At 58.1% G+C, this 11,013-nt stretch carries 9 protein-coding genes and 1 pseudogene; 7 read left to right on the forward strand and 3 right to left on the reverse strand.

Going from position 1 to position 11,013, the window contains the following annotated elements:
• Positions 1–637 precede the first annotated feature (637 nt).
• Together IQ254_RS26025 and IQ254_RS26035 are read left to right on the forward strand one after the other, a co-directional pair.
• Positions 638–835, forward strand: a pseudogene (locus IQ254_RS26025) (helix-turn-helix domain-containing protein); the annotation flags it as partial.
• 530 nt (positions 836–1,365) lie between these two features.
• Positions 1,366–2,931: an endo-1,4-beta-xylanase gene (locus IQ254_RS26035; protein WP_193969070.1), complete on the forward strand. Its 1,566-nt coding sequence runs from the start codon at positions 1,366–1,368 to the stop codon at positions 2,929–2,931.
• Positions 2,932–3,045: 114 nt separating this feature from the next.
• On the opposite strand, the gene IQ254_RS26040 is transcribed toward IQ254_RS26035, so the two are convergent.
• The gene (locus IQ254_RS26040) at positions 3,046–4,227 is read right to left on the reverse strand and encodes a TRC40/GET3/ArsA family transport-energizing ATPase (protein ID WP_193969071.1); all 1,182 of its coding nucleotides are present in this window, start codon (positions 4,225–4,227) and stop codon (positions 3,046–3,048) included.
• Between the two features lie 214 nt (positions 4,228–4,441).
• Here IQ254_RS26040 and IQ254_RS26045 point away from each other — a divergent pair, with 214 nt between their 5' ends.
• Positions 4,442–4,762, forward strand: a complete 321-nt coding sequence (locus tag IQ254_RS26045) for a DUF6883 domain-containing protein (protein WP_193969072.1) — start codon at positions 4,442–4,444, stop codon at positions 4,760–4,762.
• Positions 4,759–5,016, forward strand: a complete 258-nt coding sequence (locus tag IQ254_RS26050; RefSeq protein WP_193969073.1) for a DUF4926 domain-containing protein — start codon at positions 4,759–4,761, stop codon at positions 5,014–5,016. The genes IQ254_RS26045 and IQ254_RS26050 overlap by 4 nt, the downstream gene beginning before the upstream one ends.
• A gap of 157 nt (positions 5,017–5,173) precedes the next feature.
• Here IQ254_RS26050 and IQ254_RS26055 read toward each other — a convergent pair whose 3' ends face one another.
• Together IQ254_RS26055 and IQ254_RS26060 are read right to left on the reverse strand one after the other, a co-directional pair.
• A complete protein-coding gene (locus IQ254_RS26055; protein WP_193969074.1) occupies positions 5,174–5,950 on the reverse strand; it encodes a YebC/PmpR family DNA-binding transcriptional regulator in 777 nt (258 codons plus the stop codon).
• A gap of 141 nt (positions 5,951–6,091) precedes the next feature.
• Complete coding sequence (locus IQ254_RS26060; protein WP_193969075.1) at positions 6,092–6,367, reverse strand: Uma2 family endonuclease; 276 nt, start codon at positions 6,365–6,367, stop codon at positions 6,092–6,094.
• A gap of 214 nt (positions 6,368–6,581) precedes the next feature.
• Here IQ254_RS26060 and IQ254_RS26065 point away from each other — a divergent pair, with 214 nt between their 5' ends.
• From IQ254_RS26065 to IQ254_RS26075, 3 genes are all read left to right on the forward strand, one after another.
• Positions 6,582–6,833 (forward strand): hypothetical protein, encoded by a 252-nt coding sequence (locus IQ254_RS26065; protein ID WP_193969076.1) that lies wholly within the window; start codon positions 6,582–6,584, stop codon positions 6,831–6,833.
• A gap of 129 nt (positions 6,834–6,962) precedes the next feature.
• The gene (gene dnaK / locus IQ254_RS26070) at positions 6,963–9,881 is read left to right on the forward strand and encodes a molecular chaperone DnaK (RefSeq protein ID WP_193969077.1); all 2,919 of its coding nucleotides are present in this window, start codon (positions 6,963–6,965) and stop codon (positions 9,879–9,881) included.
• Positions 9,882–9,935: 54 nt separating this feature from the next.
• The gene (locus IQ254_RS26075) at positions 9,936–10,895 is read left to right on the forward strand and encodes a DnaJ C-terminal domain-containing protein (protein WP_193969078.1); all 960 of its coding nucleotides are present in this window, start codon (positions 9,936–9,938) and stop codon (positions 10,893–10,895) included.
• Positions 10,896–11,013: the final 118 nt, after the last annotated feature.

The following is an 11,013-nucleotide window of genomic DNA, read 5'->3' on the forward strand; positions in this document are numbered from 1 at the left end:
TTTTCCCAACAGTCCGCCCACTCTACTTTTGTCTAAATTCATCGCCGCTAAGCTAGACTCCTGCCCCAGCGCTGGTGCACCTGACTTGGCGGCCTAGAAATCCAATCAAGAACTTAGGACTGCCCAGCACCGGTACAGTCTGGCTAAAAAACCGGTTTCTTTGTCACTGCCCTAACGGCATGACTGGCATTCTGACCGAGAAACCGGGTTTCTGTACCAACGTGCTAGGCCAATCATGGCGGGTCTCCTCCTACGGAAAACCAGGTAGGGTGCATTCGTGGCCAAAATTCTATTCGGCTTAAAGTCAATTGGTCTCCTCGGCCGCAATGCACCGCTTACATGTTGCAAATCTCCTAACATATAGATTTGGTGCATTGCTATCGCGAATGCACCCTACGAGCCGCAATACTGTCCAATCTCGCGAGCCAATCTCGCGAGCCAATCTCGCGAGGATGTGCAACGATGCTCTCCTGCTTGTTTAAAGGGTTGTCAAGTTGCGACTGAGACTTTTATCGCAGTTGAGGTTGCCTAAAGTTGCGATTGGGAAAGGCATTGAGAACAGTCTCTCTAGCTTCTAGTGGTCTGCTAACCCAATAGTGACAGGTGGGGTAGGGATGAGACACTGGGGAAAACCTCAGAAGTCTCATGATCAGAACGCCCTCGGCGGGGCGGTCAGCGAAAACTTGATGGCAACGCTGAAGCCTTTCTAGTGGCAACGGCCTGTAGTGACCTGCCCGCAGGCCGAGAACGGTGGACGATGCAACAGTTGGCCGACCGCCTGGTCGCTGTCGATATCGTCGAGAATATTTCGGACGAAACAGTACGCAAAACACTTATGCCGATGAGACGACTGCATATTGCGATCGCCACCCAAGACATCGCCGCCACCGTGCGAGACTACTCCACTCGCCTTGGGCTACAACCCTGCGTGGTGGTGCCAGGGGAATATGCCCTGTGGCGCTGCGCCACCCTCAATCTCTCAGTCCGCCAGGATGCCAGTTGCAAACCTGGAGAGATGCGGCATCTGGGCTGGGAAGATGACACCGCTGCATCTTTTACCAGCGACACCGACTGCAACGGCATTCTCTGGGAGCGCTTTGCCGCCCACCACCAGGCTGACGAGATCAATGAAATCTGGCCCAACACCCACTACATTCCCCAGGAACCAGCTTGAATAGGATACTGCCCTCAAGGCCTTAGCGGTAGGCGACTTGGCCCATCCTACATGGGTATTTTGTTTTCCAGAAATCACCTAAGGGCGAATGGCCTACGCCCTTACCCAAGTTCATCCCGTTATTCAGCAACGCCCTTCGCCGCGTAGCAGGCCTTCCGTGCTTAGATCCTCGTCCAGGGCTGCCCAATGATATGAAACGTCGCCCTTTTCTGCATTACACCACTACAACCGCCCTCGCCGCTTTAGGGTTGGGCCACGTCCCAGGCAGGATGCTCGCTAGCCCGCCGCCTATAACCCTGGACGCCTACCTACCTAATGGCGATGCGCTACCCAAGATTGCGCTGAACCGCATCTACTTCCTCGACCTCAACGAAGAACCCATCCCCCACCCCGATCGCACCGTAGCAGACGGCCGACTCATCTCCCAGCCGCCGCCCTTGCCGTTTGCGATCGCCCTTCAGCTCCCCGTCGAGGGCTTTGGCAACGTCACCCTCTACGCCGACAACCAGGGGCGTGGCTTTATGCCCAGCGATTTTCCCCTGGTGCTGAATGGCGCCTTTGCCCGCGATCGCCTTCACCGCGTCACCACCGCGATCTCCCGCTGGCAGCGCCAGGGCTACGGTATGCCTAGCCGGGTGCGCGATCGCCTTCACCGCGCCCAAGCCTACCGCGCCCAAGCAGAGCAAGCTACCGAGCTAGCGGCCCAACTTTCGCTGTGGAATCAGTCTTTGGTTGAGAGTCTGTGGGCTGGCGAAGCCGCTGCCCTCAGCCGAGCGGGCCAGCGCATCGCCCGCACCCCCACTCGCCAAGACTTCAAGCTCGGCTGCAATGCCTTCGCCCACCCGTACCTGGGGGCCGACTACGATCGCCACTTTGAGGCCCTGTTTACCACCGCCACCGTGCCCTTTTACTGGCAGCCGATGGAACCTGAGCGAGGCCAGCCCAGCTACACCGAAGTCGATACCCAGGTGGCCTGGTTAGAGCAGTTTGGCATTGCCCCCAAGGGCCACCCCCTGGTGTGGTTCTACGACGGCATCGTGCCTGACTGGGTGAGCCCGTTGCCCTACACCGAGGTCAAAGCAGTGCTACGGCAGCGAATTTTGGCGATTACCCGGCGCTACGGCGATCGCATTCCTGCCTATGACGTCATTAACGAAGCCCACGGTGCCCCCTGGGCCAACGCGCTGGGCTACGACCAGGCCCAGTTTATCGCCCTCACCCGCCTGGCCTGCGACACCGCTAGAGAAGGCAATCCTAACCTGAAGCGGGTAGTCAACAGCTGCTGCCTCTGGGCCCGCAACGTCGCCCTCTACGGCCCGCCCCAGCGCAGCCCCTACAGCTATCTCAAAGCCTGCCTCGCCGCCGACATCGACTTTGAGGTCATCGGTCTGCAGCTCTACTACCCCGATCAAGATATGTTCGAGATCGACCGCCTGCTCGATCGCTTCATTGCCCTGGGCAAGCCCATCCACATTACTGAAATGGGCTGCTCCTCAGACACCGGTCCCGACGAAAACTCGATCGTGGGTGAGGCCGAGGGCCAGTGGCACGCCCCCTGGAGCGAGGCAATCCAAGCCGACTGGGTCGAGCAGGTCTACACCCTGGCCTACAGCAAGCCCGAAATCGAAACCGTCAGCTGGTGGGACTTATCTGACCAGGCGGTGTTCTGGCCCTTTGGCGGCTTACTCAACCGCAAGAATCAGCCCAAAGCGGCTTACTACCGTCTCCGGGGGCTCAAGCAAGTCTGGGGATTGTAGCCTGATACCGAATCTTGGTTACATACCCCCGATCGCTAGGGGCATAGCATGCTATGCCCCTACGAGGGTCATAATCGTGAATCGGGGTTTTCCAAATCGGATTTCGTATGAGTCCTAGCCCCCGCTGGCAAAGCGAATCTTCAAGTAGTCGTCTTCCATCCTGGCTCCGGCGGGTTGCAGTGCCGCCAAGGCCTGGGGCAGCACCAGGTTGCGACGGTGGTTGCCAATGCGAATGTTGAGTTCATCCGCCGATTTGCTCAGCTCAACTTTATCTTTGGCAATGCCGGGCAGATAGAGTTCTAAACTGTAGTTGCCCGCTTCTTGCACCACTCGCAGGGTGGTCTCCTTGTAGTAGACCTGGGCTGGATCTTCGTCGGCGTAAAGAGTGTCTTTGAGCCGATGTAGGGCCTCTAGGCCACAGAGTTCTTCGGCAAACAGGGGCACCTCCTTCACCGGCAAGGGGCGAAAGTTTTCGTGAATTTCGTGCCTGTACTGCTGCTGCTTGTCCTTCATGCGCTGAAAGAAAGGGTCCTGCACCTCGTCGGGGATGATGCGGTTGGCAATCACCAGGTCGGTACCGACGTTGTAGAGGCTGAGGTAGGCGTGGGCCCGCAGCGATTCCTTGATCACCATTTTTTCGGGGTTGGTCACCAGGCGCACCGAGGTGGTGCTCGCGTCGGTGAGCACCTTTTCTAGCTCGATCAGCTGCTCGTAAAACTCGTAGGGGGCATCCATAACCTCTTTGGTGGGTAGGTTGAACCCAGCCACCGGGCGGAAAAAGGGCTGCACCAGGGGCCGCAGCACTTCGGAGACCGCCTGGAAGGGTTTGTAGAGTTTACGCATGTACCAGCCCGCCACTTCCGGCAGGCTGAGCAGGCGCAGGGCGGTGCCGGTGGGAGCCGAGTCAATGATCAGTACGTCGTACTCGTTTTCGTCGTGGTGGCGCTTCATGCGCACCAGACTAAAAATCTCATCCATGCCGGGCAGAATGGCCAGCTCTTCGGCTTCGATGCCCTCGAGCCCACGGGCCTGAAGCACGTCGGTAATGTAGCGCTTGACCGCGCCCCAGTTGCCCTCTAGCTCCATCAGGGCGTCGAGTTCGGCCCCCCACAGGTTGGGTTGCACCGGTTGCGGGTCGTGGCTCAGTTCCATGTCAAAGCTGTCGGCCAGGGAGTGGGCCGGGTCGGTGCTCAGCACCAGGGTTTTGTAGCCCAGTTCGGCACAGCGCAGCCCCGTGGCAGCGGCGACGGAGGTTTTGCCGACGCCGCCCTTGCCGGTCATTAACAATACCCGCATGTGGGTGTCCTCGTTTTTCCTTATGGTTCCCTATTTCTTTAATCTATAGGGTTTTTCAGGTTTTCGCAGAGTGAGGCGAAGGGCGAAATGGGTGCGATCGCCAAAATCACTCTTAATATGGTTTATCAACAATGGCTGGCCTACTCTACAATGCGGGAACCCAAGGCCTGAAGTGAACGCTGCAGCATTGTTTGCAGCTAATTGTAGCTGAACGATGAAACTGCAAGGCACCCTAATTATTCCCGATAGCAAGCTTGCTGAATATTTGTTGGTGCCTCGCCCAGAGGATGACAAGTCAAAATTTCTAGCCCAGGTCGGCTTCACTTTAGACAGCCCCGATCAGCTCAAGCAGGCCATCCTCAGTCTAGTCAAGACCTACGATGCGATTTCAGACCGTAGCAATAGGTACGGTACCTACTATCTTGTGGAAGGCGTACTGCTAGGCCCAAACGGTAATCTCGAAGTTGTTACAGTTTGGATAGAGCGCAATCTAGATGGTGTGTTCCAGTTTGTCACCCTAAAGCCAAAGCGATGAATCATACCGAAACCCCTCTCTATAGCAGAGTCTCGCTCAATCGAGACTTTCCTGGCTACAACTTAAAGCAAGGGGATATCGCCACCTTTGTGGATACTGTGCCCGATCCCGACGGTCTCGAAGAGGGCTATATTCTCGAAGTTTTCAACGCCGTGGGCGAATCAATCGATGTGGTCACCGTGCCGAAGTCTGCCGTTTCTCCACTGCGTTCCGATGAAATTCTTTCAGTTCGTTCGCTCACTCCAATAGGGTAGCCCTATGGCAACAAGGGGAGGGCAATCAGAGTGAATGCCCAATTTGTCACCAAAATCTTGGAGATTGGCGGCTCTAAGGGTGAAAACAGCCTATAGATTCGCCAAAGCTAGACTCACTGCTGGGAACACTGCGATCGCCCCCAAATCAACACCTGGCTCACGCCGCGATCGCATCCATCAGTTCCTCGGCCATGTCAAAGTTGGCGGTGACCGACTGCACGTCGTCGAGATCTTCGAGGGCATCCATCAGCTTGATCAACAGCCGCGCCTGGTCGGGGTCATCCACCAACACCGTATTGCTGGGGATCCAGCGCAGGTCAGCTTGCTGAACGGCATAGCCGTGGGCTTTGAGGACGGTGTCGAGCTGTTCTAGATCCCTGGTATCGCAGAAAATCTCGGCTCCCGGAATTTCTTCGTCTCGATTGTTGAGCAGGGTGGTGAGCTCGTAGGTTTCGGCCCCGCCTTCCATGGCCGCTTCGAGCAGGGCGTCTTCGTCACCCGGTTCCGCGATCGTGACCACGCCTTTGGGGTCAAACATCCAGCCCACGCAGCCGGTTTCGCCCAGGTTGCCGTTGCTTTTGCTAAAGGCAGACCGCAAATCGGCGGCGGTGCGGTTGCGGTTGTCGGTCAGGGCTTCGATTAAGATGGCGACGCCGCCGGGGCCATAGCCCTCGTAGCGGATGGCTGCGAAGTTGTCGTCGGCATCCAGATTGCCAGAGCCCTTTGCGATCGCGCGATCGATGTTGTCGTTGGGCACCCCCGCCGCCTTGGCCTTGTCGATCGCCGTGCGCAACTGAAAGTTGCCCGCTGGGTCGCCGCCCTGGCGCGCAGACACAATGATTTCCCGCGACATTTTGGCAAAGATCTTGCCCTTAACCGCATCGACTCGGGCCTTTTGGCGCTTGATGTTGGCCCACTTGCTATGACCTGCCATACCTCACAAACGGGTGCACTGCATCCTCGATTTTAGCGGTTGACGCCGCTAGATTGACCAGAGCTGCCCGCTGGCGCGACGGGGAGAGTGCTGGTGGATCGGGCGATCGCGGTGAAAGCACCTGACTTTAGCCACACAATTCTAGGGTTGTGAGCCAGCCTCAAACAGCTCAACGGTAGTGAGATGCAGGTCGGCAAACTGAGGCGATACCACCGCCTGTGCGCCCGCAAACGTGCCCACAGGGCTAAACCCTTGCCCTGTCTGGGTCAGCACTAAGACCGTGCTGTCTTGGGGGTTAATAATCCAGTATTCCGGAATGCCCAAATCTTCGTACTGAGCCCGTTTGGCTATGTAGTCACGCTCCCACTGCAATTCACCGGGGCTGACCACTTCTACGACTAGAGTCGGAGGTGGCATACTATAAGCACTCAGCAAACGCCGCTAAACACCTCCAGAATCAAGATTAGCTATCCCTTATCTTCCTCATCTCATTCCCCTCCAGACCATGGGGGGAATCTAGGCCAGACTGTGACAGGCTATATTATTAAGAAAGTCGAGCCAGGAGCAATGCCCTCCCATTACCAACTTTCATAGAGCACGCAGACAGACGGATAAGGAGGCGCCAGAGCGAATGGGACAGGCCGAGAAGCACAACCAGGCCGAAGCGCTCATCTTCCAAGCTGAGCGGTGGTGGCTTCAGGTGGCCTTTGACTTTGGTATGCAGTTTGCCCGCGATCGCCGTCGCCGCATTGAAGGGCTGGTACAAGAGCTACGTGACCACCTAGAGCAGAGCGACGAGCGCGGCATTGACATTGCCCAGGCCAAGCTGCAGGACGAACTCTATGACCTCAACCACGAGGCCTACCTAGAAGGCGGTATGTAGAATCTAGGCCAGTCTGTGACAGACTATCATTGAGAAAGTTGACTGTAAGGACAGCGGCAGAAGCGATGCCCACCCGGTGCTAACCTTCATTGAGCACGCAGACAGACAGATAAGGAGACGCCAGAGCGAATGGGAAAAGTAGTTGGCATCGACCTGGGCACGACCAACTCAGTGGTCTCTGTGATGGAGGGTGGCAAGCCCGTAGTAATTGCCAACGCCGAAGGGATGCGCACGACCCCCTCGGTGGTGGCGTTTAGCAAAGAGGGCGAGCGCTTGGTGGGTCAGATGGCCCGTCGGCAAACCGTGCTCAATCCCCAAAATACGTTTTACAGCGTCAAGCGGTATATGGGGCGTCGCTACGCCGAGCTAGACCAATCCTCTAAGCGGGTGCCCTACACCATTCGTCGCGACGAAAATGGCAACGTCAAAATTCGCTGCCCCCGCCTAGAGAAAGACTTTGCCCCCGAGGAACTCTCGGCCATTGTGCTACGCAAGCTGGCCGACGAGGCCAGTCGCTACCTGGGTCAGCCGGTGACCGGAGCGGTGATCACGGTGCCCGCCTACTTTAACGATGCCCAACGCCAGGCCACCCGCAATGCTGGGCGGATCGCGGGGCTAGAGGTCAAGCGCATTCTCAATGAGCCCACGGCGGCGGCGCTGGCCTACGGTCTCGACCAGGCCCAAAACGAGACTATTCTGGTGTTCGACCTGGGTGGCGGCACCTTTGACGTGTCGATTCTCGATGTGGGCGATGGGGTGTTTGAGGTGCGATCGACCTCGGGTGATACCCAACTGGGGGGCACCAACTTTGACACCAAAATTGTCGATTGGCTGGCCGATGAGTTTTTAGAGCAAGAAGGAATTGACCTGCGCAAAGATCGCCAGGCCCTCCAGCGCCTGACTGAGGCGGCGGAAAAAGCCAAAATCGAGCTGTCCGGCGTGGCTACCACTGAGATTAGCCTGCCGTTTATTACCGCTACCCCCGATGGGCCCAAACACATTGAGACCCGCCTGAGCCGATCGCAGTTTGAGAGTCTCTGCGGCGATCTGGTCAGCGCGTTGCGGGTTCCACTCAAGCAGGCCTTGACCGATGCCGGGCTAACCCCCAACGACATCGACGAGGTGGTGCTGGTGGGGGGCGGCAGCCGCATGCCCATGGTGCAAGATCTGGTGCGCGGTCTAATTGGCCTTGAACCCAGCCAGGCGGTCAACCCTGACGAAGCTGTAGCCGTGGGCGCTGCCGTGCAGGCAGGCATCATCACCCAGGAAGTGCAGGACATCATGCTGCTCGATGTCACTTCCCTGTCCCTGGGGCTAGAGACCATTGGCGGCGTCATGAAGAAGGTGATTCCTCGCAACACCACGATTCCGGTACGGCGATCGGATGTTTTTTCGACCTCTGAGAACAATCAGACCTCGGTAGAGGTGCATGTGCTCCAGGGTGAGCGCGAAATGGGCATGGATAATAAGTCCCTGGGCCGCTTCAAGCTGATGGGCATTCCCCCGGCCCCGCGCGGCGTGCCCCAGGTGCTGGTGTCTTTTGATATCGATGCCAACGGCATTTTGCAAGTGTCGGCCATGGATAAGACCACCGGGCGCGAGCAGAGCCTGACCGTGCAGGGGGCCTCGAACCTGGAAGAGGGCGAGGTGCAACGCATGATCCGCGAAGCTGAGGAGTTCGCAGAGACCGATCGCCTCCAGCGAGAGCGGGTCGAAAAACGCAACCGAGCCGAGGCGCTGACCTTTCAAGCCGAGCGGCTGCTGCGGGAGGTGGCCCTCGACTTTGGCATGCAGTTTGCCCGCGATCGCCGTCGCCGCATCGAAGGGCTAGTGCAAGAACTACGCGACTATCTAGAACAAAGCGATGAGCGCGGTATCGACATCGCCCAGGCCGAGCTCCAAGACGAGCTCTACGACCTCAACCGCGAAGCCTATCTGTACGAGGCTGATGATGCCCCGGAAGGCGGCATTCTCGACCAGATTGGCAACACCCTGAAGAAGACCTTTGCCTTTGACGATGACCTCGATGCCCGGCCCAACTATGGCTCCCAGGGGTCATCGTCCTGGGGCAGCTGGGACGACGACTGGGACTACGACAATCGCGGTGGCGATCAGCGCTATGGTACCCCCGCCTACGATAATCGCGCCTACGGCACGACGGGTTACGGGGGCCAGGGTGGCCAGCGCTATGACAATGGTAGCTACGGCAACCAGGGCTATAACAATCAGGGCTATAACAACCAGGGCTATAACAACCAGGGCTATAACAACCAGGGCTACAGCGATCGCGGCTATGGCGGTGGCGATGGCTACGGCAGTCCAGGGTACGACCGCGCCCCTGGCCCCAATCGCTCCCAGCCGCCTGCCTCAGACTATGGACAAGACTACGGTGGCCAAGACTACAGACAAGACTACGGTGGCCAAGACTACAGACAAGACTATGGCTCTAGCCGCCAGCAGAGACCAGACTCTGGGGGCTATCGTACGGGCTCTGACCAGTCGGGCTATGGCCAGCAAGATTACGGACGTCAAGATTACGAGCGCCAAGATTACGAGCGCCGAGATTACGAGCGCCAAGATTATGGACTACCAGACTCTGGGCGGTCAAATAATCGCCCAGACTATGCTCAGACGGGCTCCGGCAGTCAGGGCTATGGGTCAGATTACAATCGTCCAGCAGGCTCCGATCGCGGTCAACCTAGCTACGACGATCGGCGACCGGGCTACGATGACCAGCGCTACGATCAGCCTAGTGCCCCCGATCAGGGCAGCAGCCCTGGGTATCGCGATTCGCGCAGCAGTTCGCCCCCCAGGCAGGCTTCGGGAAGCCAAGATTATGATTCCTACGCCCGCGAAGCTCCCCCTACGGCGAAGCGCCCTAGTCAACCGCCGGTGAACCCATCCAAAGATGCCTGGGACGACGACCCCTGGGGGACACCTGCTCCCGCCAGTCGCCCGCCCGCCGGTCAAGCCCCGGTTGACCGCGCCCGCCCAGCCGCTCCGCCCTCTCGCGAGGAAGATGACAACTGGAGCGATCGCGACGAATAGCTTTAGATTGTTTGCTCCCATATCACCCCCTTAGCTCGTAACCCCCCACCCTCCATGGAGAACTTTCGGAACTACTACGATATTTTGGGGGTTTCTAGAGCAGCGACGTTTAGCGATATCAAGCAGGCCTATCGCCAGCTAGCCCGCCAGTATCACCCCGACCTCAACCCCGGAGACCAGGCTGCCGAAGATCAATTCAAGCTGCTGAGCGAAGCCTATACGGTGCTTTCTGACGACGAAAAGCGGGCTCAGTACGAAAAATTTAGCGAGTACTGGCAGCAGGAAGGCTTTAAGCGGGGGCCAGGTAAACCTGGTGTAGGCGATATCTTCGGGGGTCGTATTTCCCTCGAAGACTTCGGCTTTGGCGAATTTCCTGACTTTAATGTCTTCGTCGATCAGCTCCTTAACCGTCGCCCCAACAGCCGCCGAGATAGCGCTGAGGCCACCAATGGCAGCCGCCCCGAACGGGATAGCTACGATGCTAAGACCACTCCCCCAGGCCGTCGCGATGCCGAAGCCGATCTCACGGTTCCGCTCGAAAAAGCCTTTCGGGGCGGGCGTGAGCGCATCCGGCTAGAAGACGGGCGCTCCCTAGAGGTCAATATGCCAGCGGGTATGGTGACCGGCCAGCGTATTCGCCTGCGGGGCCAGGGCGTGGGGGGCGGCAACCTTTACCTGCGCATTCAGGTCGATCCCCATCCCTTTTACACCCTGCAGGGCAACGATATTTACTGTCGAGTGCCTGTTACCCCCAGCGAAGCGGCCTTGGGCAGCACCATCGATATCCCCACCCTCGATGGCCCGGTGCGGGCTACCCTGCCCCAGGGAACGCAAACCGGGCAGATCATTCAGCTATCGGGGCGGGGGTATCCTGTCGGTCAAGAACGGCGCGGCGATCAGATTGTGGAGCTAGAAGTGGTGGTGCCGACTGGGCTGAGCGATCGCGAAAAAGCCCTCTACGAAGAACTGCGCCAGACCGAGCGCTTTCGCCCCCGCGCTAGCCTGCCAGATTAGCCGAGTTATTGCAAAAATGTTACAAAAATTCCGCCGCTATTCAGTTGTTTGCTTTCTGCTCTGAACGATGAACGGCATATAAATTAAGCACTCCAGAGCTTTGGCCCGCCCTGGGAAT

Origin of the sequence: Nodosilinea sp. LEGE 07088, assembly GCF_015207395.1 — a bacterium.
Taxonomy (GTDB): domain Bacteria; phylum Cyanobacteriota; class Cyanobacteriia; order Phormidesmidales; family Phormidesmidaceae; genus Nodosilinea.

What these genes read in the sequence shown, in the direction of transcription:
- IQ254_RS26035 (WP_193969070.1), top strand. Translation starts at nt 1,366, where the DNA reads ATGAAACGTCGCCCTTTTCTGCATTACACCACTACAACCGCCCTCGCC.
- IQ254_RS26040 (WP_193969071.1), bottom strand. Translation starts at nt 4,227, where the DNA reads ATGCGGGTATTGTTAATGACCGGCAAGGGCGGCGTCGGCAAAACCTCC.
- IQ254_RS26045 (WP_193969072.1), top strand. Translation starts at nt 4,442, where the DNA reads ATGAAACTGCAAGGCACCCTAATTATTCCCGATAGCAAGCTTGCTGAA.
- IQ254_RS26050 (WP_193969073.1), top strand. Translation starts at nt 4,759, where the DNA reads ATGAATCATACCGAAACCCCTCTCTATAGCAGAGTCTCGCTCAATCGA.
- IQ254_RS26055 (WP_193969074.1), bottom strand. Translation starts at nt 5,950, where the DNA reads ATGGCAGGTCATAGCAAGTGGGCCAACATCAAGCGCCAAAAGGCCCGA.
- IQ254_RS26060 (WP_193969075.1), bottom strand. Translation starts at nt 6,367, where the DNA reads ATGCCACCTCCGACTCTAGTCGTAGAAGTGGTCAGCCCCGGTGAATTG.
- IQ254_RS26065 (WP_193969076.1), top strand. Translation starts at nt 6,582, where the DNA reads ATGGGACAGGCCGAGAAGCACAACCAGGCCGAAGCGCTCATCTTCCAA.
- dnaK (WP_193969077.1), top strand. Translation starts at nt 6,963, where the DNA reads ATGGGAAAAGTAGTTGGCATCGACCTGGGCACGACCAACTCAGTGGTC.
- IQ254_RS26075 (WP_193969078.1), top strand. Translation starts at nt 9,936, where the DNA reads ATGGAGAACTTTCGGAACTACTACGATATTTTGGGGGTTTCTAGAGCA.